Raw genomic sequence first — 20,203 nt, 5'->3', positions numbered from 1 at the left:
ACGGCCTTTCCTGCTGTCCTACCCTACTTCACTTACCGAAATGCCTGCAGTATCGTGAACTCTGAGGGTAAGCAGGCCCGCAAGCAGCATGGAGCAACCGCCAACTATCAGGGCATAAATCGGTTCTCCCCCAAATACTGCACTGACCAGAAAACCCAGTATGGTAGCTGCCACCATCTGCGGGATCACAATAAAGAAATTAAAAACCCCCATATAGTATCCCATTTTTTTGGGGGGCAGCGCCCCGGCAAGCATTGCATAGGGTACCGAAAGGATGCTGGCCCAGGCTATGCCCACCCCGATCATCGAAGCCAGCAGCCAGTTCGGGTCTGAAATAAAGTAAATGGATATCAGTCCGGCCCCGCCCAGGCTGAGCGCAATCAGATGTGTAAGTTTCCTGCTGGTCATTTTAGCCAGGACCGGCAATAAAAAAGCCACCAGGGCGGCCACTCCATTGTAAAGCCCGAAAAGGACCGTAACCCAGTCTGCACCATCATTGTAGAGCTGGGAGGCTGTGTCATTGGTTCCGTAAATATGACCTGTAACTGCCTGAGTAGTATAAATCCACATTGAAAATAAAGCAAACCACGAAAAAAACTGTACATAAGCCAGTTGTTTCATAGTGCCCGGCATATACAAAAGATCGGTCATAATGGTGACAAACCCGGTACGCCCTTTCAATCTGCGGGCAACCGATGCGATCAGGAAAAGGCAACCCATTACAAATACCCCAATAGTAAGGATGTATAATTCTTTCTGCAGGTTGTAATAATAGGGTAAGAGTGTGGTCAGGAAACCCAGTGACATAAAGATCAGTCCGTATCTGCGAAGCTTGTCTATGCGGTGGGCGTTTTCTTCCGGTGTAATTTCCGGTGCTTCGTGCGATTTGTTTTCTTCAAAGGCTTCCAATTCTTCCGGGCTGTACTCCTTAGACCGGAGCACCGTCCAGAGCACTGCACTGAAAAAAACAATAGCCCCAACATAGAAAGACCACTTCACCGAATCCGGAATAATGCCTTCCGGTGCTGTGTTGCTGATTCCTAACCAATTGGTAAAAACATACGGCATTACAGAGCCCACTACAGCCCCCACCCCTATAAAAAAGCTCTGCATGGCGAAGCCCAGGGTGCGCTGGTCTGAAGGAAGATTATCCCCAACAAAGGCCCTGAAAGGTTCCATGGAAATATTGATGGAGGCATCCATAATCCATAACATCCCGGCTGCGACCCAAAGCGCCGGGGAATTGGGCATGATGCACAGCGCAATAGATGCCAGGACAGCCCCTACCAGGAAATACGGCCGGCGGCGCCCAAGGCGAGTCCAGGTCCTGTCACTGAAATATCCGATAATGGGCTGGACAATCAGGCCGGTAACCGGAGCAGCTATCCAAAGAATCGGGATGTTATCCACCTCGGCTCCCAGTGTTTCAAAAATCCGGGATGTATTGGCATTTTGAAGTGCAAATCCAAATTGAATCCCCAGAAACCCGAAACTCATGTTCCAGATTTCCCAAAAGCCCAGCTTTCTTTTTTTCATGTTGCCTGGTTTGGTTAGCTGTATAAATGCAGAGGTTTTCGAAGACCTTGCAGCTTCTAAATATAGTATATTTTTTGAGGATTGAAGGGCTTACTGGCTTTCAGGAACCGGGCTATCTGCCGCTGTAATAATTTAACGATTAGCGGCCGAAGGAAGTATTCCAATTATTTTTTGGAACGCTTTTTGATCCTGTCATGGAAAATTAAAAGTCCATTCGTGGTATCATACTCTTAAAAACCATTCTTATGAAAAAATTCAGTTTATTATCCGCAATGATTATTGCCTTTTTCAGTCTTTCCTGTGAAGGGCCCGTAGGACCTCCCGGACCTCCCGGCTTTGATGGCCTTGACGGCCTGGACGGAGTTAACATCCTCGGTACGGTTTACGACATTACAGGAGACTTTACCCCTGGAAACGATTATTCCCTCTTCTCGGAATTTTCACTGGATGCTCCGGGACTTGAAGTATTTGAGACCGATGTAGTTCTGGTATATATATTGTGGGAGCAGATCCCGGATGACCAGGGAGGTGCACCCATCGATATATGGAGACTGCTGCCGCAGACGCGCCTGCTGGACCAGGGCATTCTGCAGTACAACTACGACCACACCTTCCTGGACGTTAGTATTTTCCTGGAAGCAAATTTTGACCTGGCTACCCTCCCCCCCGGGGATACGGATAACCAGACCTTCCGTATCGCCATCCTGCCTGCCGATGGGGTAGGCGCCGCCAAACTGGATGTATCTAACATGAAGGCTGTTCTGGATTATATGAATGTGAAGGAAGCGACCATTCAGAAAGTTTATACGGACTAATCGTATCCGGCATAAAAATCCCCGCCCGCTGGTCGGGGATTTTTTTTGGCCGTATTTTTGTCAGGAATAAGGGACTATTTCGTCCAAAAGATAAACTGACAAATTTGAATAATGCTATGAAGAAAATTATGTTAGCCCTGGCGTGTACCTTTATTTTTGGATGCCAGGGAAATTCCCAGAAGAAAAATGAAGTGGCCAATGCCGCGAAAGAGGCCAAAGAGCAGTATGCCGTGCAGAAAACGGATGCAGAATGGAAAGCGGAACTTACGGCTATGGAGTATTATATCCTCAGAAAAGCAGGAACCGAAAACCCGGGAAGCAGTGATTTGCTCTACAATAAAGAAGCGGGCACTTATGTTTGTGCAGCCTGCGCCACCCCTCTTTTTAAAAGTGAGCATAAATTTGACTCAGGCACTGGCTGGCCCAGCTTTGACCGTGAAATTGAAGGAAATGTTGCCTACAGTGTGGACACTGCTTATGGTGTGACGCGTACCGAAGAACACTGCGCTACCTGTGGCGGGCACCTCGGTCATGTTTTTGATGACGGCCCCGCCGAAACCACCGGAAAAAGGCACTGCATAAACGGTGCGGCCCTGGATTTTATTCCCAAAAAATAATTGGAGAAAATTTGAAAAAGACTGCCCCCGGGTGGTCTTTTTTTTTGAGCGGTATTCTACAGTTTTCAAACTGGGAGCATTCGGAATGGTTTCGTACCTTTGGCACTCAAAATTTGAGAATTAAACCACTATGAGCACCTTTGACGTAATTGTACTGGGAAGCGGCCCGGGAGGCTATGTAACGGCTATCAGGGCGTCCCAGCTGGGATTGAAAACAGCTATAATCGAAAAAGAAAGCCTTGGAGGCGTTTGTCTGAACTGGGGGTGTATCCCAACCAAAGCCCTCCTGAAATCAGCCCAGGTATTCGAATACCTTCAGCATGCCGGAGACTATGGATTAAAGGTTGAAGGGGCCGATAAAGATTTCGGAGCGGTTGTAAAACGCAGCCGATCCGTAGCAGAGGGAATGAGCAAAGGAGTACAGTTCCTGATGAAAAAAAATAAAATTGAGGTTATTGAAGGTTTTGGAACGCTGCTACCCGGTAAAAAAGTAAGTGTTAAGAGTGCAGACGGGAAGGAAACTACCTATAGTGCCTCCCATATAATCATAGCCACAGGGGCCCGTAGCAGGGAACTCCCCAGCCTGCCACAGGACGGTAAGAAAATTATTGGATACCGGGAGGCCATGACCCTTGAGAAGCAACCCGAAAAAATGATTGTAGTGGGTAGCGGTGCCATAGGGATAGAGTTCGCTTATTTCTATAACTCCATGGGGACAGAGGTAACCGTAGTGGAATTCCTCCCCAATGTAGTCCCGGTGGAAGATGAAGAAATATCCAAACAACTCGAGCGCAGTTTCAAGAAGAACGGCGTAAAAATCATGACTTCTTCTGAAGTCACCAAGGTAGATACCAGTGGAAAAGGCGTTAAAGCCACTGTAAAGACGTCCAAAGGGGAAGAAGTCCTTGAGGCAGATATCGTGCTTTCAGCAGTGGGGATCAAAACCAATATTGAAAATATAGGCCTGGAAGCAGTCGGGATTGCAACCGACAGGGATAAAATTATTGTAAATGATTATTACCAAACCAATATCCCCGGCTATTATGCGATCGGTGATGTAACACCGGGGCCTGCCCTGGCGCACGTTGCTTCCGCAGAAGGGATCCTCTGTGTTGAAAAGATCGCTGGCATGCATGTGGAAGCACTGGATTACGGGAATATCCCTGGATGTACCTATTGTTCTCCGGAGATTGCCTCCGTTGGGCTTACCGAAAAACAAGCACGGGAAAAAGGTTTCGATATTAAGGTAGGGAAATTTCCATTTTCTGCCAGTGGGAAGGCCAAGGCTTCCGGGAATCCAGATGGATTTGTAAAGGTGATCTTTGATGCCAAATACGGTGAATGGCTGGGCTGCCATATGATCGGGGCCGGCGTTACCGATATGATAGCCGAAGCTGTGGTGGGTCGCAAGCTGGAAACCACCGGTCATGAAATCCTGAAGGCAGTTCACCCGCACCCCACCATGAGTGAGGCGGTTATGGAAGCTGTGGCAGATGCTTATGACGAAGTAATCCACCTCTAAAACCGGATATATAAAAGCCTGATGTTTAAAATCTTTCGATCGGTAGCCCTGCTGGAAGGGATATCCTATTTGATGTTATTTGCCCTGAGTATGCCCCTAAAACACTGGGGCGATATTCCTGAACCCAACCTGTATATTGGCTATGCGCACGGGTTTTTATTCCTGGCATACCTGGCATTGGCTGTAATGGTCTGGATGGAGCGAAAATGGAAGATAAAGCAGTTGATAGTAATGGTAGCCGCAGGCCTCCTGCCTTTCGGGACCTTTTATTTAATCAACCACTACTTCAAATACCAGTTTAAATAAGAAAGCTGCGAATGGCCAGCTCGTAACCGTTCAGGCCAAAACCAAAAATAACCCCTGCTGCACCCGCAGAAATGTGGGACTGGTGCCGGAAAGCTTCCCTGGCTGCAATGTTGGAGATGTGTACTTCCACTACCGGGGTCTCTATGGCCTTTACTGCATCCCCCAGACCTACAGAAGTATGGGTATAGGCTGCTGCGTTCAGGATAATCCCGTCATAATCAAAACCGACCTCCTGAATTTTCTCAATAAGTTCCCCTTCAATATTGGACTGAAAATATTCCAGCTGTACCTCTTTGAACCGGAACTGCAGTTTGCTAAAGAAATCTTCGAAAGTTTCTGAACCGTAAAGCTCCGGTTCTCGTTTCCCTAAAAGATTCAGATTGGGGCCGTTAATAATGATCAGTTTCATAGACAGGGAGTTCCAAAAAAGGGTCTCAGCCCTTCATTCAGGTATTAAATGTACAAAAGTATTCAGATTCGATAGCCGTCCTAACCCTTTTACAAGCTCAGCAGGGTATAAAAAAAAGCGAAGGGAGGTCCCTTCGCTTTCTTCATCTATAATTGGTCTTTATTACAATGACAGCATCAACCCAAGATTCAGGGTATCCCAGCTACCGCCATCAAGACTGATTCCGGTATAGGAAAAAGTAAGGCCTAATTTCTCGCTTAAAGAATACCCTACCATTGGACGGTAGTAAAAACCTCCGTCATTACCGTCGCTGATTCCCAAAGCATACCCAAGGTCTGCGCCCAGGCTGAAATCCTCACTCAGGTGAAAACGACCTGCAGCCGCCAAAGGCAGAAATTGAACATCTTCAATTTCAATGGATCCGATCGGTGTATCGATGGTTTTCCCAAAGGCGTTGGTAAAACCAACGGCTACACCAGCGTCAATTGACTCAGCGGCAGACCATAAATAATTAAAGTCTACTCCAATACTGAATCCGGAAAGATCACCGGCATCGCCTATGGGAAGTCCCAGATTAACGCCTGCGCTAGCTCCTTCCTGAGCCTGCATGCTAACTCCGGCTACCAGAAAGGCAGCAATAAATAATACTTTTTTCATGTGATTAAATTTTAGTTGGGGCCAAAACTACTCCCTATCCCCATTTCAGCCTTAATAAAGTTGTAAACGCCGCATTCCTTGTGGTAAGATGGCCTAAAATAGTGGTTATGGTGGTAGATCAATGCTTAAAATCCATACAAAAGACATCCCAATTGGCCTATATTTACCTCATGAAATGGACCGATGCCCTAAGTGACTACCTGCATTACCTCCGGCTCGAGCGGGGCTTGTCTGCCAATTCAATAGATAATTACCAAAGGGACATAAAGAAACTAATTGCCTTTGCCGGGACCGAGAGCAGACAACTGCACCCGCTTGAAGTTAGCCGGGGGGATCTCGAAGATTTTGTGCACGAATTGGGAAGTCTTTTACACCCCCGTTCCCAGGCCCGTATCCTTTCGGCCCTGAGGGGATTTTTTGGGTATCTGGTATTTGAAGGATATCGGGAGGATAACCCCATGGAATTGATTGAATCCCCCAAGACCGGGCGAAAGCTTCCCGATACACTCTCCGTGGAGGAAATAGACCTTTTACTGGGCGCTGTTGATCGTTCCAGGGCTGAAGGGGAACGGAACCGGGCCATGCTGGAGACCCTTTATGGCTGCGGTCTTCGGGTTTCCGAACTCCTTAACCTGCGTTTAAGTGACCTCTTTTTTGAGGAGGGCTTTATTAAAGTAACAGGGAAGGGCAACAAACAACGCTTTGTTCCACTGGGCGATATGAACGCCAAAATACTGCAATTGTATCTGAACGAAATTCGGGTGCAATGGCAGGCTAAAAAAGGGCATGAAGATATTCTTTTTTTAAACCGACGCGGGCGATCACTCAGCAGGGCCATGGTATTTACAATAGTAAAACAATTAGCGGAATTGGCCGGGATCCGGAAAAATATCAGTCCGCACACCTTCAGGCATTCCTTCGCTACCCATCTGCTGCAAAACGGGGCAGACATCCGCGCCATACAGCAAATGCTGGGACATGAGAGCATTACCACTACAGAGGTCTATATGCATCTGGACCGAAAACACCTGGCAGCAGTGGTTCAGCAATACCATCCCCGGGAAAAAAGAGGGTGATACCTTTATTGTCCAATAATTTAAATATGTACTGCTACGGCCATATACCCCTAAATCTGGTCTTTTAAGGTGATTGAATTTTAATTAACTTTAGCTGCCAGCCTTAGCCGGAACTGAAATACTTTTCCCTGAGGCCCTTAATTTTCAAAAAACAAAGTTTCCTTAAATACTAAAAACATGAAATACCGCGTGCTACTTTCTTTGCTAATCCTGGGGATAAGCGTACAGGCCCAGAGCGAACAACTGCAGGAACTGGACCAAAAAACAAAAACCTACGGGGACATCGCCCAACAGATATGGGAATGGGCCGAAATGGGATATCAGGAAGAACGCAGTTCTGCTTTATTGCAGCAAACCCTTGAAAAAGAAGGTTTTCGCATACAAAAAGGAGTTGCGGGAATCCCCACAGCCTTTGTTGCCGAATACGGTAATGGAGGCCCCGTAATTGGCATATTGGGGGAATTTGATGCGCTTCCGGGGCTTTCACAACAGGCAGTGCCTGAAAAAAAATCTGCCAGGGGTGCCGCCGGCCATGCCTGTGGGCATCACCTGTTTGGTACAGCATCTACGGCAGCTGCCATTGCAGCCAAGAACTGGCTGCAAAGCACCGGAAGCGAAGGGAGAGTGCGCTTTTACGGCTGCCCTGCGGAAGAAGGTGGCTCCGGAAAAGTTTATATGGTACGCGCCGGGCTTTTTGACGATCTGGATTTAGCCTTGCACTGGCATCCGGGCGACCGCAATGATGCAAGCGCCGGGGCAGCCCTGGCCAACAAGTCTGCCAAATTTCGTTTTTACGGCGTTTCTGCCCATGCAGCTGCTGCACCGGATCGGGGACGTTCGGCACTGGACGGAGTGGAAGCCATGAATGCCATGGTCAATATGATGCGTGAACACATTCCGGAGCGGGCCCGCATACATTACGTAATTACGGATGGTGGTAAAGCCCCTAATGTGGTCCCTGATTTTGCAGAGGTCTATTACTATGCCCGCCATGAAAGGCGAGATGTGGTTATCGATATCTTCGACCGTATTATCAAAGCCGCTGAAGGTGCCGCTCTGGGCACGGGTACTACCATGGACTACGAGATGATTGGAGGCACCCACGAACTCCTCCCCAACCTGCGCCTGCAACAATTGATGTATAAGAACCTTCAGGCAACAGGAGGGGTGAGCTACAATGATGAAGAAAAGGCATTTGCCCAAAAAATAGCTGGCTCGCTGGGAGAGAAGGAACTGCGAGAGGATATCGCCTCCGGGGTACAGCCATTTAAGGAAGTTGGAAGGGCCGGAGGCTCAACAGATGTTGGGGACGTTAGTTTTGCGGTTCCAACGGGAGGTTTGCGGATCGCGACCTGGGTGCCGGGCACCCCAGCCCACAGCTGGCAGGCTGTTGCAGCCGGAGGGACTTCAATAGGGACCAAAGGAATGATGGTGGCCGCCAAAACGCTGGCTGCTACTGCTATTGATCTTTTCAAAAACCCGGACGCCATAAAGGAAGCCCGGGAAGAATTTGAAGAAAGAAGGGGTGCAGATTTTAAATATATCCCGCTTCTGGGAGACCGGGAGCCTGCCCTTAATTACAGAAACTAAGCCCTTTCAGGCTTTAACCAACAGATTGGCCTGCCCGGACCAGTCTGTTTTTTTTTCCAGAGGTTTGTAACAAATGTCTTCTGAAGCCTACTAATAATTTAGAACCAACCAGGGGAGTGACAAAGGAACTTGAGCACCAATTCGTATCGGAACTTGAGAGCAATCAGAATATTGTTCACAAAGTATGTAGCCTCTATACGGATAACAGGGAAGCTCATAATGACCTTTTTCAGGAAATTACCATTCAGTTGTGGAAAGCGTATCCAAAGTTTCGCGGAGATGCCAAATTCAGTACCTGGATGTACCGGGTTGCACTGAATACAGCTATAACGCTGTATCGTAAATCAAAGAAACAGCCCAGAACACAAGGGGTAGATTCGGTGATTTACAAAATCCGTTCAGAGCCTTATGACCCTACTGAAGAACAGCAGATCGCACTGATGTACAGCGCCATTAAGGAACTGGGGGATATCGACAAGGCCCTGGTCTTCCTCTACCTGGAGGATAAAAACTATCAGGAAATAGCAGAAACCCTCGGTATTTCAGAGGTGAATGCACGGGTGAAAATGAACCGGATCAAAACCAAACTAAGAAAGATACTCAATCCGTAGGCTTATGATGGATGAACTGGAATTATTGAAAAAGGACTGGCAGAAACGGGAACAGGACCTGCCCAGGCTCAGCTATGATGAGATTTACCAGATGATCTGGAAAAAATCATCCTCAGTGGTCAGATGGATATTCTACATAAGTATCATTGAATTTTTGCTTCCGCATCTGCTCTACCTCCTCCCCTCCTTCCGGGAAGGGATGAACTATGACTTTTCGGAACAACTGGGAATCAGCAATACTCTGCTGGCACTTACCATTTTACAATATTCGGTGGCCATTTATTTCATTGTTCAATTCTACAGGCGATACCGTGAAATTTCCGTACTGGATAATGCCAGGAACCTGATGAACGGCATTTTGAGGACCCGGCGTACCGTCAAACACTATGTGATCTTTGCCCTCTCCATGGTCTTGGTTTTCTTCGGGGTTTTTATCGTTGGGATGTACCTGGATGAAAACCTGGCAGAAACCCTGAACCTGCATCCGGAGAACACCAATACCAGCCCGGAACAACTCAAGTGGATCGTGATGGGTGTTATGGCAATTGCGGGGGTACTTTTTACAGCGCTGATGGCCGGAATTTATTTCCTGTTATACGGCCTGCTTACCCGTAAGCTGTTCAGGAATTACAAAGAATTGAAACGCATTGAGCATTAATCCTTTTTACTCCTGCGCCATTGCCGCTGTTTATGAGCAGCCTCATAGGCCAGTAATTCTTCTTTGGGAATAACTTTCAGGAAAGACGGATGCTGTTCTATGGCGAATTCCAGTTTTTCTATGATCTCCTCTACCGTTTCATTGTCGTAGTCTATCTGCAATGGTTCTTTGATTACCATAGACTGCAATATTCCTTTTTTCTTGATAAACAATCCCTTCTTGTCAAAAGACCTTCTGAAACCGTCAATCACCACAGGTACCACCTGTGGTTTATATTTTTTGATAATGTGTGCGGTCCCTTTACGCAAAGGCTTCCAGGGGGTAGTGGTGCCCTGCGGGAAGGTGATGACCCAGCCGTCATCTAAGGCGACCCCAATATTGGTGATATCACTCATCTTAACCTGCCGGTTAACGTCCTGTCCGTCTGCCCTCCAGGTTCTTTGAATACTTATGGAGCCGGCATAGGCCAGGATTTTGGTAAGCAGGCTTTTTTTCATTGTTTCTGCCGCAGCCACATAATAGATATTCAATTTTGGGTTCCACAAATACCCAACGTTCTTTATGGAATCATCGCGGCCGCTTATACTCGCATTAAAAACATGAAACATGGCAACCACATCGGCAAAATACGTTTGGTGGTTGCTAACAAAAAGTACATTGGTTCCGGGGAGGCTCTTAATAATCTCAGATCCTTCTATCTCCAGTTTATTGAACCCTTTGTAACGCTGGTGCGTCATAATTCCCAGGATGCGAATGAGCCACTTCTTAAGGAAAAGAATATGCCCAAAAGGATTTCTTTTAAAAATTGCCATAGGCCGTAAAAATAAGAAATTAGGTTTAGAAGATTTCTTTTAAAAGGGTCCGTATTTCATTTAACATCATCGCAGTGGCGCCCCACACCAAATGCTCGCGAAAAAGAAAGGCCGGCACTTCAATGTTTTTGGCATAAGAGGTGTTAAGGCTTTCAGTGGTGAGGTTACGCGAATCCAGGATGGCCTCCAGCGGTATCTCAATCAGGGCGGCCACTTCTGATTCCTGCGGTATAAAGCTGGGGGTTTCCCTGCTGATCCCCATAAAAGGGCTTACCGCAAAATTGCTGGGCGGGATATAAAGCGGGCTGAGGGACCGGATAGTTTCTACCATTGCAGAAGGTACTCCTACTTCTTCTTCGGTTTCCCTGAGTGCTGTATGCAAGAGGTCTCTGTCAGATGCCTCCAGCCTCCCTCCCGGAAATCCGATCTGATCGGAATGCACCCCGGGATAGGATCTTCTCAAAATAAATAACAAGTGGGTTAAATGGTCTGCCCCCGGGTAAAAAAGAGCCATCACCCCCGCTTCTTTGGCATTTTCAGGGATATTTCGCAGGTGTTCCAGCTCGCGCACTCGCATCTCAGGAGCCATTTGAAAATGGGCTTGCTGCCCCGGTAGGGGAAGATTCTTTATTTTTGGAACCGAATTGGCAAAATCCTTAAAATTCATGAAGTCTTATTTGCAAATTGCGTCTTTCGTTTTATGTTTTGTCTGCCTGCTCAGCTGCGGGGAGCAAAATAAAGAAAAACCATCGAACCCAACGGAATCAAAACAGGCTAATACAAATGCAGACAGTCTCTCCTTGCCGGAAGGGGCAGCATCTGAATCAGCATCCGAAGAAACGGCTGCCGACAGTACTTTTGTACTTACCGAAGATAACGCAATTGATTTTTTCTTTGAATACCAAAAAGGCCTGAAAGTCAATAAAGTTAAGTTGACTACCAGCATGGGGAGCTTTACCGTTCAGCTTTACGATAATGTACCTTACCACAAAGCTAATTTTATTTATCTGACCCGAAAAGGCTATTTCAACAATACCATGTTTCACAGGGTAGTAAAAGACTTTATCATTCAGGGAGGCAATGCAGATAATGTGGAGACTGCACGAAAAAGAAGTGAAATAGGGCGGTATCTGCTCCCACCGGATACCCGCAAGGGCTACCGGCATGACCGAGGGACAATTTCCATGCCCTCATCGGAGATCAACAACCCGCATATGCTCGCTTCTCCCTATGAGTTTTTTATTGTGGTGACCAATCCGGGTTCCTACCATCTGGACGGGGACTATACAGCCTTTGGAAAAGTCATTGAAGGGATGGACGTAGTGGATGCAATCAACCAGGTAGAAGTAGATGACGGGGACTGGCCCATGAAAAATATCTACATTAAAAAAGCAGAGGTGGTCCAATAAGCCGGATCAATTCTCCTGTTTTCGATATATATTGGGGAGGGATATATGGTAATGCACTGCCAGTAGTCTTATTGCAATAACCAACAGGATCCCGGAAACGTAAGCAAAGCCCTCCGGGATATGAAAGTTGAGCATCAGAAAGTACACTGCTCCCCCCAGGATACAAGCTGTCGCATATATTTCCTTGCGAAAAATAACGGGGATCTCATTACAAAGAATGTCCCTCAGCACCCCTCCAAAACTGGCGGTCATCGTTCCAAGGGCAATGCATATGAGCGGGTGTAAGCCCGCTCCCATGCCTTTTTCTATCCCCACCAGGGTATAAAGCCCGATCCCAAGGGTGTCAAACAGGAAAAGTGAGGTTCTGAGATACTTCAGGCGGCTCTGAAAGATAACCGCTATCCCTACTGTTCCCAGGATTACATAGATATACACCAGATCCCGCATCCAGGTAACCGGGGTTGCCCCGATTAGGAGGTCGCGGAGGGTGCCTCCGCCTATTGCCGTAACACTGGCAATAATCAGTACCCCAAAAAGATCCAGTTTCTTGTCCATGGCCACCAGCACGCCGGAAATCGCAAAGGCGATGGTTCCCAGCAAATCGGCAGCTAAATAAACTTGTTCCAAAATCAAATTTTTGTTGAGCCCCCCAAAGGTACAATCCCTGATTACGGAATTAAAACATCTGTATATAATTTGTCAAAACAGCTTCCGGCCATCCACATTGCCAGGTATTAAAAGTGAAATCCCCTCAATCTTTGTAACTTTTAAGACCAAGAACCAATGACATGGAAAAAATTAACATTAAAGAAGGCCCCAAAATTGAAGATTACCGGGCCTATAGCAGCCTGAAAAGTACTGTAGACCATTTCCTGGAGGCTGCCCCCGGGCACATTACCGCATTGGAAGGACGTACCGTCTGGATGGTCAACTCTACCGCAATAGGCGGTGGGGTGGCCGAAATGTTGCCAAGCCAGTTACGGATTATGCGGGCCATGGGCCTGAAAATAGAGTGGCTGGTCATAGAAACGGCGGATACTGAATTCTTCAACCATACCAAGCGAATCCACAATGCTATTCACGGTAGTGGTGACGGTAGGTTTTCCGAAGCGGACCGTGAAATTCACGAAAGGGTAAACCGAAAAAACCTGGATCGCGCCCTCGCTTTAATTGCCGACGGAGATATAGTCGTGATCCATGACCCGCAGCCGATGCCCCTGGCGCAAATGCTCAAAAAAGAAAGGGATATTTACTGTATCTGGCGCTGCCATATAGGGCTGGAAGAAAGCAATGCGGTTACCAAGGGCGTTTGGTCTTATTTAGGGGAGTATTTTGAAAGTTATGATCGTTTTGTTTTCAGTTTGAAGGAATACGTATTGCCTGATATAGCTGATCGGACGACGCTGATCCCACCCTCCATAGACCCGCTTAGCCATAAAAACCGTACCCTGCAGATGCACAAGAGTGTCAGCATCATGGCCCAGGCTGGTATACTGGAACCACATGGGCCGCAGCTATATGAGCCTTACCAGCACCAGGTACGTCGCGTTATGCCGGATGGGAGTTTTGGACAGGTTAACCAACAAGACCCTTTTGATCTGATTTACCGGCCCATTGTGACCGAAATCTCACGGTGGGATCGCTTAAAGGGCTTCGAGGAACTGATGCGGGCCTTTGTGTATATGAAAGAAGAAAACCGCAAAAAGAATGATCCGGACTCCATTGCCTATAAAAGACTGGAACTTTGCAGGCTGGTTTTGGGTGGCCCCGATCCTGAGTTTGTAGCCGATGATCCGGAAGGCGAGGAGGTTTTATCGGAACTGATAGCCTTCTATAAAACCCTGCCGGCAAATATTCAGAAAGATATTGGCCTTTTCCTTTTACCGCTGGATAACCCAAAGGAAAATGCCCTTATTGTAAATGCCCTTCAGCGCTGCTCCCGAATAGTGGTCCAGAATTCCATACAGGAAGGTTTTGGACTGACCGCCACAGAGGCTATGTGGAAGCAAACACCGGTGCTGGTATCCGGGGCCGCCGGTTTAAAATTTCAGGTTGCCGATGAAAAAACAGGAAAAATAAATGAGGACCCCAGGGATATTCAGGGCCTGGCGGGTACCCTGGAATACATGATTAACCATCCCAAAGAACTGGATAAATGGGCCTTTAGTGCGCAAAGCCGGGTAGTGGAGCGTTTCACCCTTTTCAGTCAGATCCAGGCCTGGCTCCAATTATTCAATACAATGGTTACAAAAAACTAAACTTTAGCAAATGAAACTGTACTTACTCCTGCCGTTGATTTTTTGTTTTTCATTTCAGTTGTATCAGCAGCAGCCCATAAAGATAGATAGTGACCGCCTTGCAGGTACCATGAAACAACTTTCCACTTTCGGAAAAACGGATTTGGGGCAGCCCAATCGGGTTGCCTTCAGTGATGGCGATCTGAAAGCCAGAGACTACGTTTTGGATCTAATGCGCTCAGCCGGGCTGCAGACCCGGGTAGATGCAGCAGGGAATATAATCGGCAGGCGGGATGGAACAAAGAGCGATCTGAAGCCAATTGCCTTTGGATCACATATCGATATGGTCCCGCTTGGGGGGAATTACGATGGCTGCGTGGGCTCCATGGCAGCCATTGAGGTGATACGGACGCTCAATGACAAAGATCTCAGGACTTCACATCCATTGGAAGTCATCATTTTTTCCAATGAAGAAGGCGGGGTAATGGGAAGCCGTGCCATGGTAGGGGCGCTTGGCAAAAATGCCCTGAGTGTCGTAAACAGTACAGGATATTCCATGGGAGAAGGAATACAACGTCTTGGGGGAGACACTACCCAATTGGCGTCGGCCCGGCGCGAAAAGGGCAGTCTGGCTGCCTTTCTGGAACTACATATTGAGCAGGGAGGGATACTGGATACCCGCAAGCTGGACATCGGGATTGTGGAAGGGATCGTAGGCCTGAACTGGTGGGATGTGCAATTCAAGGGAATGGCCAATCATGCCGGAACTACGCCCATGAATCTCAGAAAAGATGCCCTGCTGGCTGCAGCCAGTTTTATTGAGGCCGTAAACGAGGAAGCCAGGGCCCTGAACGGACAACAAGTAGCAACCGTGGGCCGCATTAAAGCTTTTCCGGGAGCCCCAAATGTGATTCCCGGGGAGGTGGTTTTAAGCCTGGAAATTCGCGATTTATCTACGGAGGTAATTGAGCAGCTTTTTGGAAATATCAAAGCAAGGGCAGATGGGATAGCAGAACAATCCGGAGTGGCCATTGAATTCAAGGCCCTGGATACCACTGGGAAACCAGCGCTGACCTCTGAAGCCATTCAGAAAGACATAGAGTCGGTAGCCGGTAATCTCGGGCTAAGCCATCTGTATATGCGCAGCGGGGCCGGCCATGATGCCCAGGATATCGCCCTGATCGCCCCTGTAGGTATGATTTTCGTACCCTCCAAAGGTGGGATCAGCCATTCTCCTGACGAATTTACTTCAGTGGAAGATATGGCCAACGGGGCCAGTGTATTGCTCAATACCATCCTAAAACTCGATAAGCGGCTCAACTAGGCCTGTAGTGTTGAAATTTCCGAAACGGCCTGTCTGAACTCCTCCATCATCTGCTTAACAATTGTGGCAGCAGGGAGAATATCGTGAATGATGGCCGAGACCTGCCCGATTTCCAGCTCGCCTTCTTCCAGATCTCCTTCGAACATCCCGCGTTTGGCCCTGGCCCTCCCTAAGAGTTCCTTCAATTCTTCAGGACCGGCACAATTGGCATAGGCTTTCCGGATATCCTCGTAAAACTTGTTCTTCAGCAGCCGAACGGGCGCCAATTCCTTAAGGGTTAGTTCCGTATCTCCTTCACCAGCAGCTACTACACGCTCCTTAAAAGCAGGATGGGAGGAAGCTTCCTCACTGGCCACAAAGCGACTGCCTACCTGTACCCCATCAGCTCCAAGTATCATAACCGCCAGCATGGCCCTGCCGGTGGCAATCCCCCCGGCTGCAATCAGCGGTATACGCAGTTGTTCTTTAACTGCAGGGATGAGGGTTAAGGTGGTGGTTTCATCCCGGCCGTTGTGCCCCCCTGCCTCAAAACCCTCAGCCACTACTGCATCTACCCCGGCCTCCTGGGCTTTCAGAGCAAATTTCACGCTGCTTACCACGTGTACCACTGTTATTCCCTGTTCTTTCAGGTAGGGAGTCCAGGTCTTTGGGTTTCCAGCAGAAGTGAAGACAATTTTCACCCCTTCTGCAACCAGAATATCCATGAGCTTGTCAATGTCCGGGTATAACATGGGTACATTCACGCCAAAGGGTCTGTCAGTTGCGGCTTTGCATTTTCGGATATGTTCCCGCAGTACGTCCGGGTACATGCTCCCGGCCCCGATCAGGCCTAGTCCGCCTGCATTGGATACTGCAGCGGCAAGTCGCCAGCCACTGGCCCAAACCATTCCCCCCTGAATAATCGGATATTGTATATTGAATAGTTTTGTTATAACATTCTTCATATAGTGTTGTTTGGAAAGCCAGGGGTATAGCTGTATCAGGAAATCACCCCGGAACCGATCAGTTCATCTCCCTGGTACCAGGCTACAAACTGCCCTTCGGTAATGGCAGCCTGTTTATTTTCAAAATCAACATAAAGCCCCTGCTCAATTTTATACAAGGTAGCAGGTTGCAACTCCTGCCGATAGCGGATACGGGCCATTACTGCCATCTGCTGGTCCGGCTCAAGTGCCAGGTCGGGCCTGACCCAGTGCAATTCATCCTCAGAAACAAAAAGGGCCCTGCGGTACAAGCCCGGATGGCCTTTGCCCTGCCCTGTGTAAATTATATTATTGGTTACATCTGTCTGTATGACAAAGAGGGGTTCAGGAGTACCCCCTACATCAAGTCCCTTGCGTTGCCCAACCGTAAAATAATGGGCGCCCTGGTGGGTGCCAACTACCTTCCCGACTTCAGGGGAATAGACCGGTTTCTCTGAATAAAATGAAAGTTCCTCAGCTCTGGACTGAAAAACCGGCACCGGCTGGTGGAAAGGCGGGTATGATTCAGGCACTTCCACGATCTGTCCTTTTTTCGGTTGTAGTTGCTGCTGCAGAAATTCAGGCAAACGCACCTTGCCAATAAAGCAAAGGCCCTGGGAGTCTTTCTTCCCGGCGGTTACCAGATCGTGTGCGGCAGCTATTTCCCGTACCTCAGATTTAAGCATCCCTCCTATCGGAAAAAGGGCTTTGGAGAGCTGCTCCTGGTTTAACTGGCACAAAAAATAGGACTGGTCCTTGTTGGGATCCTTCCCGGCGAGTAAACGGTAATAGGTATTCCCGTCAGTATCGGTCTTGGAGGCCTTGCGACAATAATGGCCGGTAGCTACAAAATCTGCGCCAAGGCCCATGGCAATTTTCAGGAAAAGGTCAAATTTGATTTCCCGGTTACAAAGCACATCAGGATTCGGGGTACGGCCCTGTTCGTATTCCCGGAACATGTAATCCACTATGCGTTCTTTATATTCACTACTGAGGTCTACCGTCTGAAAGGGAATCCCCAGTTTTTCGGCTACGATTAAAGCGTCATTGCTGTCATCCAGCCAGGGGCATTCCTTGGAAATAGTAACGGAATCGTCATGCCAGTTTTTCATAAACAAGCCGATTACCTCATATCCCTGTTGCTTTAGCAAAAGGGCCGATACACTGCTATCCACACCTCCGGAAAGGCCTACTACTACTTTTTTCATCCCGTGAAATTCCCTGCAAAATTACAAAATAATCACGGCATCAAAGCAGCAACATCCCATCCTCCTAAATTTCAGTTAAACTTCTGAAATATGGTTAGCCTCTTCTCCAGGACAAGTGAAGGATGTAGGGTTTTTCGTTTTAACTACTTGATATCGGGCTACTTAAATGGTTTTTGTGTTAAACTTTTATTAAGTACTCTATTTTGTTTAACTATATTTATAAATTCGTTAAACAATTAATAAAATCTTAAAATAAATCTTATGAAAAAGAACTTGCTCCTACTGAGATCCGCCGTTTTGGGTCTCTTTCTCTTAACCGCAGTTTCATGTTCCGATGATGACGGAGATGGAAACAATCAGTCAGGCCCGACTATAGCCGACCTGGCAGTGGCCAACCCTGACCTGAGTAACCTTGTAGCTGCCCTGGACCTGGCTGGTTTGGTGGCCACCCTGGACGGGAATACAGAATATACCGTTTTCGCCCCTACCAACGCGGCTTTCGATACTTTCCTGGCAGACAATGGATTCAGTAACCTGGAAGACGTGCCTGTTGACGTATTAACACAGGTTCTATTAAACCATGTAGTGGTAGGTGAAGCATTTGCTTCATCCCTGAGCACCGGATACATCAGTTCTTCTTCCACTGCCGGACCAGGGGGCGCAAATCTTAGTTTATATATTGAAGCTGCCTCAACTGTATCTGTTAATGGAGTATCTACAGTAACAAATCCGGATATTGATGCCTCCAACGGGGTTGTTCACGTCGTAGACGCCGTAATTGGCCTGCCAGATATTGTAGACCATGCCGTGGCCAACCCTTCCTTTGATTTGCTGGTCACCACACTTACCGCAGGAGGAAATACCACTTTTACAGACCTGTTGTCTGATGACACAGAAACTTACACCGTATTTGCCCCTGTGAACGCAGCCTTCAATAGTTTTAATAATACTAATGGCAATGATATCAATAACATCCTTGCCAACCATGTAATTGCAGGAGCGGCTGCATTCTCGAGCACGCTTTCCAATTCATATGTGAATACCCTTGGAACCAATGCAGACGGGGACTTCCTGAGCGCCTATATCAACACAGATACCGGTGTAACTATAAACAACATAAGTGATGTGGCCATAGCAGACGTAGTGGCTACCAATGGGGTGATCCACGCGGTTGATGCGGTAATCGATATCCCGACTGTTGTGACTTTCGCTGTTGCAGATCCAAATTTTAGCTCTTTGGTACAAGCTCTCACGGAAGCTACACCTGGTACTGACTTTGTTACTACCTTAAATGGTGATGGTCCTTTTACCGTATTTGCGCCAACGGATGCCGCCTTCGATGCTTTGTTCACGGCACTTTCTGTTAATGACGCCACCGAAATCGAAGAAGGATTGTTAACAGATGTCCTATTTCACCACGTAGCTAATGGAAATACCCGCTCCGAAGATTTAAACAATCCTGGAAATACTCCGGCAACTACCCTCGAAGGAGATGATATCATCATTACCCTTCCAGGTACCGATAATGGTGTAAACATTGCGGACGTAACTGACGGATCCGGAAATACCGGTATCGGAATCATCGCAGTAGATGTACAGGCCGGTAACGGGGTAATCCATGTACTGGATCAGGTACTGATCCCGGATACCTCAAACTAACGCAACAAGATTGTAAAGCAAAAACCTCCCTAATCGGGAGGTTTTTTGTTTTTAGAGGGAGGACGTTATTCACATCCTCCGTTTAAAAGATAACGCATTTCCAAAACTGAAATGCCGCTGTGCTGCCACAGGCAAACAATAAAACCCTGAAAAGTCTTTCAGGGTTTTATCAGCTTACGGCCGGGCTATTCTTCTTCAAGCAATTCGGTTATTTCAAAACCGTCATCTACTTCTTTATAAACGGCATTATTTAATTCGTAGGAAGTAACCCCGTCCAGCACAATTTCTTCTGCATCCTCAGGAAGTTCAGGAACTACAGCCCCTACCGGAGTTTCCGTTACTTCGTACTCCTCATTGTTCTTGGTGTAAAAAACACCTTGTGCATACCAGTAAGGTCTGCCGCGAACCACAATCCTCAGCGGGGCAACGGCCAGGGTCCGTACACGAAACCCCCTGGGTGGGAAGGTCCTGACATAAACTCCTTTTCTGGCGATAAAATATTGCCCGCGTACCGGGTAATAGGAAACAGACCTGAAGGCCACGGCCCTTGTTCCGGCCGGAAGACTCCTGAGTGTCCTGCGATGGATACGACGTTTGGTCCTGCGGACTTTGCGCTTTGCGGGGCGGTTTACTTTTACTACGGTTGTACGGCTTGCACGCCTTACCTGTGCCTCTGCTTCTGCAGGAAGGGCCATCATCAGGCTAAAGAACAGGATACCGATCAGGGATGAAATTTTCATGGCATTATTTTTTTTGGTTATTACAATGCTTTGACCTGTAGAACGAAAGAAGGTT

At 47.7% G+C, this 20,203-nt stretch carries 21 protein-coding genes; 12 read left to right on the top strand and 9 right to left on the bottom strand.

Annotation, left to right across the window (positions count from 1 at the left end; genetic code table 11):
• Positions 1-18: 18 nt before the first annotated feature.
• Positions 19-1,536 (bottom strand): MFS transporter, encoded by a 1,518-nt coding sequence (locus tag ACT6NV_RS11890; protein WP_445384665.1) that lies wholly within the window; start codon positions 1,534-1,536, stop codon positions 19-21.
• Between the two features lie 245 nt (positions 1,537-1,781).
• Here ACT6NV_RS11890 and ACT6NV_RS11885 point away from each other — a divergent pair, with 245 nt between their 5' ends.
• The 4 genes from ACT6NV_RS11885 (at position 1,782) to ACT6NV_RS11870 (ending at position 4,796) form a co-directional block, all read left to right on the top strand.
• Entirely contained in the window at positions 1,782-2,351 is a 570-nt protein-coding gene (locus ACT6NV_RS11885; protein ID WP_445384664.1) for a collagen-like protein, read from the top strand.
• Between the two features lie 116 nt (positions 2,352-2,467).
• Positions 2,468-2,968: a peptide-methionine (R)-S-oxide reductase MsrB gene (msrB, locus tag ACT6NV_RS11880; RefSeq protein WP_445384663.1), complete on the top strand. Its 501-nt coding sequence runs from the start codon at positions 2,468-2,470 to the stop codon at positions 2,966-2,968.
• Positions 2,969-3,098: 130 nt separating this feature from the next.
• On the top strand, positions 3,099-4,490 hold the full coding sequence (gene lpdA / locus ACT6NV_RS11875; protein WP_445384662.1) for a dihydrolipoyl dehydrogenase: 1,392 nt from the start codon (positions 3,099-3,101) through the stop codon (positions 4,488-4,490).
• A 21-nt stretch (positions 4,491-4,511) separates the two neighbouring features.
• Positions 4,512-4,796: a DUF3817 domain-containing protein gene (locus tag ACT6NV_RS11870; protein WP_445384661.1), complete on the top strand. Its 285-nt coding sequence runs from the start codon at positions 4,512-4,514 to the stop codon at positions 4,794-4,796.
• On the opposite strand, the gene aroQ is transcribed toward ACT6NV_RS11870, so the two are convergent.
• Positions 4,789-5,205 carry a type II 3-dehydroquinate dehydratase gene (aroQ, locus tag ACT6NV_RS11865; RefSeq protein WP_445384660.1) on the bottom strand — a complete coding sequence of 139 codons (417 nt, stop codon included), beginning with the start codon at positions 5,203-5,205 and terminating at the stop codon, positions 4,789-4,791. The genes ACT6NV_RS11870 and aroQ overlap by 8 nt on opposite strands.
• Positions 5,206-5,367: 162 nt before the next feature.
• Positions 5,368-5,862, bottom strand: a complete 495-nt coding sequence (locus tag ACT6NV_RS11860; RefSeq protein ID WP_445384659.1) for an outer membrane beta-barrel protein — start codon at positions 5,860-5,862, stop codon at positions 5,368-5,370.
• 170 nt (positions 5,863-6,032) lie between these two features.
• Between ACT6NV_RS11860 and xerD the strand changes: the two genes are divergently transcribed.
• The 4 genes from xerD (at position 6,033) to ACT6NV_RS11840 (ending at position 9,797) form a co-directional block, all read left to right on the top strand.
• Positions 6,033-6,938: a site-specific tyrosine recombinase XerD gene (xerD, locus tag ACT6NV_RS11855; RefSeq protein ID WP_445386694.1), complete on the top strand. Its 906-nt coding sequence runs from the start codon at positions 6,033-6,035 to the stop codon at positions 6,936-6,938.
• A gap of 177 nt (positions 6,939-7,115) precedes the next feature.
• Positions 7,116-8,528: an amidohydrolase gene (locus tag ACT6NV_RS11850; RefSeq protein ID WP_445384658.1), complete on the top strand. Its 1,413-nt coding sequence runs from the start codon at positions 7,116-7,118 to the stop codon at positions 8,526-8,528.
• A gap of 116 nt (positions 8,529-8,644) precedes the next feature.
• Entirely contained in the window at positions 8,645-9,139 is a 495-nt protein-coding gene (locus ACT6NV_RS11845; protein WP_445384657.1) for an RNA polymerase sigma factor, read from the top strand.
• A gap of 4 nt (positions 9,140-9,143) precedes the next feature.
• On the top strand, positions 9,144-9,797 hold the full coding sequence (locus ACT6NV_RS11840) for a hypothetical protein (protein WP_445384656.1): 654 nt from the start codon (positions 9,144-9,146) through the stop codon (positions 9,795-9,797).
• On the opposite strand, the gene ACT6NV_RS11835 is transcribed toward ACT6NV_RS11840, so the two are convergent.
• Together ACT6NV_RS11835 and ACT6NV_RS11830 are read right to left on the bottom strand one after the other, a co-directional pair.
• Positions 9,794-10,609, bottom strand: coding sequence for a lysophospholipid acyltransferase family protein (locus ACT6NV_RS11835; RefSeq protein ID WP_445384655.1), 816 nt, complete (start codon positions 10,607-10,609; stop codon positions 9,794-9,796). The genes ACT6NV_RS11840 and ACT6NV_RS11835 overlap by 4 nt on opposite strands.
• Positions 10,610-10,634: 25 nt before the next feature.
• A complete protein-coding gene (locus ACT6NV_RS11830) occupies positions 10,635-11,276 on the bottom strand; it encodes an NUDIX hydrolase (RefSeq protein ID WP_445384654.1) in 642 nt (213 codons plus the stop codon).
• On the opposite strand from ACT6NV_RS11830, the gene ACT6NV_RS11825 reads away from it, so the two are divergent.
• Positions 11,275-12,018 (top strand): peptidylprolyl isomerase, encoded by a 744-nt coding sequence (locus tag ACT6NV_RS11825; RefSeq protein WP_445384653.1) that lies wholly within the window; start codon positions 11,275-11,277, stop codon positions 12,016-12,018. The genes ACT6NV_RS11830 and ACT6NV_RS11825 overlap by 2 nt on opposite strands.
• A 6-nt stretch (positions 12,019-12,024) precedes the next feature.
• Here ACT6NV_RS11825 and ACT6NV_RS11820 read toward each other — a convergent pair whose 3' ends face one another.
• Positions 12,025-12,645: a trimeric intracellular cation channel family protein gene (locus ACT6NV_RS11820; protein WP_445384652.1), complete on the bottom strand. Its 621-nt coding sequence runs from the start codon at positions 12,643-12,645 to the stop codon at positions 12,025-12,027.
• 161 nt (positions 12,646-12,806) lie between these two features.
• Here ACT6NV_RS11820 and ACT6NV_RS11815 point away from each other — a divergent pair, with 161 nt between their 5' ends.
• Both ACT6NV_RS11815 and ACT6NV_RS11810 read left to right on the top strand, forming a co-directional pair.
• Entirely contained in the window at positions 12,807-14,276 is a 1,470-nt protein-coding gene (locus tag ACT6NV_RS11815) for a glycosyltransferase (RefSeq protein ID WP_445384651.1), read from the top strand.
• A 10-nt stretch (positions 14,277-14,286) separates the two neighbouring features.
• Positions 14,287-15,579 carry a Zn-dependent hydrolase gene (locus ACT6NV_RS11810; protein ID WP_445384650.1) on the top strand — a complete coding sequence of 431 codons (1,293 nt, stop codon included), beginning with the start codon at positions 14,287-14,289 and terminating at the stop codon, positions 15,577-15,579.
• Here the strand turns inward: ACT6NV_RS11810 and ACT6NV_RS11805 are convergent.
• Complete coding sequence (locus ACT6NV_RS11805; protein WP_445386693.1) at positions 15,576-16,559, bottom strand: NAD(P)H-dependent flavin oxidoreductase; 984 nt, start codon at positions 16,557-16,559, stop codon at positions 15,576-15,578. The two genes, ACT6NV_RS11810 and ACT6NV_RS11805, sit on opposite strands and share 4 nt — an antisense overlap.
• Positions 16,559-17,749, bottom strand: coding sequence for a tRNA 2-thiouridine(34) synthase MnmA (gene mnmA, locus ACT6NV_RS11800; protein WP_445384649.1), 1,191 nt, complete (start codon positions 17,747-17,749; stop codon positions 16,559-16,561). Before mnmA ends, ACT6NV_RS11805 begins: the two co-directional genes overlap by 1 nt.
• Positions 17,750-18,010: 261 nt before the next feature.
• Here mnmA and ACT6NV_RS11795 point away from each other — a divergent pair, with 261 nt between their 5' ends.
• Positions 18,011-19,408 carry a fasciclin domain-containing protein gene (locus ACT6NV_RS11795; protein WP_445384648.1) on the top strand — a complete coding sequence of 466 codons (1,398 nt, stop codon included), beginning with the start codon at positions 18,011-18,013 and terminating at the stop codon, positions 19,406-19,408.
• 185 nt (positions 19,409-19,593) lie between these two features.
• On the opposite strand, the gene ACT6NV_RS11790 is transcribed toward ACT6NV_RS11795, so the two are convergent.
• Entirely contained in the window at positions 19,594-20,148 is a 555-nt protein-coding gene (locus ACT6NV_RS11790; RefSeq protein WP_445384647.1) for a DUF6515 family protein, read from the bottom strand.
• Between the last annotated feature and the right edge of the window lie 55 nt (positions 20,149-20,203).

It is taken from the genome of Robiginitalea insularis (genome assembly GCF_052497835.1).
This window is presented reverse-complemented; position numbering and strand designations above follow the sequence as displayed.

Coding starts and splice junctions, on each gene's coding strand:
- ACT6NV_RS11890 (WP_445384665.1), bottom strand. CDS start 1,536: ATGAAAAAAAGAAAGCTGGGCTTTTGGGAAATCTGGAACATGAGTTTC.
- ACT6NV_RS11885 (WP_445384664.1), top strand. CDS start 1,782: ATGAAAAAATTCAGTTTATTATCCGCAATGATTATTGCCTTTTTCAGT.
- msrB (WP_445384663.1), top strand. CDS start 2,468: ATGAAGAAAATTATGTTAGCCCTGGCGTGTACCTTTATTTTTGGATGC.
- lpdA (WP_445384662.1), top strand. CDS start 3,099: ATGAGCACCTTTGACGTAATTGTACTGGGAAGCGGCCCGGGAGGCTAT.
- ACT6NV_RS11870 (WP_445384661.1), top strand. CDS start 4,512: ATGTTTAAAATCTTTCGATCGGTAGCCCTGCTGGAAGGGATATCCTAT.
- aroQ (WP_445384660.1), bottom strand. CDS start 5,205: ATGAAACTGATCATTATTAACGGCCCCAATCTGAATCTTTTAGGGAAA.
- ACT6NV_RS11860 (WP_445384659.1), bottom strand. CDS start 5,862: ATGAAAAAAGTATTATTTATTGCTGCCTTTCTGGTAGCCGGAGTTAGC.
- xerD (WP_445386694.1), top strand. CDS start 6,033: ATGAAATGGACCGATGCCCTAAGTGACTACCTGCATTACCTCCGGCTC.
- ACT6NV_RS11850 (WP_445384658.1), top strand. CDS start 7,116: ATGAAATACCGCGTGCTACTTTCTTTGCTAATCCTGGGGATAAGCGTA.
- ACT6NV_RS11840 (WP_445384656.1), top strand. CDS start 9,144: ATGATGGATGAACTGGAATTATTGAAAAAGGACTGGCAGAAACGGGAA.
- ACT6NV_RS11835 (WP_445384655.1), bottom strand. CDS start 10,609: ATGGCAATTTTTAAAAGAAATCCTTTTGGGCATATTCTTTTCCTTAAG.
- ACT6NV_RS11825 (WP_445384653.1), top strand. CDS start 11,275: ATGAAGTCTTATTTGCAAATTGCGTCTTTCGTTTTATGTTTTGTCTGC.
- ACT6NV_RS11830 (WP_445384654.1), bottom strand. CDS start 11,276: ATGAATTTTAAGGATTTTGCCAATTCGGTTCCAAAAATAAAGAATCTT.
- ACT6NV_RS11815 (WP_445384651.1), top strand. CDS start 12,807: ATGGAAAAAATTAACATTAAAGAAGGCCCCAAAATTGAAGATTACCGG.
- ACT6NV_RS11810 (WP_445384650.1), top strand. CDS start 14,287: ATGAAACTGTACTTACTCCTGCCGTTGATTTTTTGTTTTTCATTTCAG.
- mnmA (WP_445384649.1), bottom strand. CDS start 17,749: ATGAAAAAAGTAGTAGTAGGCCTTTCCGGAGGTGTGGATAGCAGTGTA.
- ACT6NV_RS11795 (WP_445384648.1), top strand. CDS start 18,011: ATGAAAAAGAACTTGCTCCTACTGAGATCCGCCGTTTTGGGTCTCTTT.
- ACT6NV_RS11790 (WP_445384647.1), bottom strand. CDS start 20,148: ATGAAAATTTCATCCCTGATCGGTATCCTGTTCTTTAGCCTGATGATG.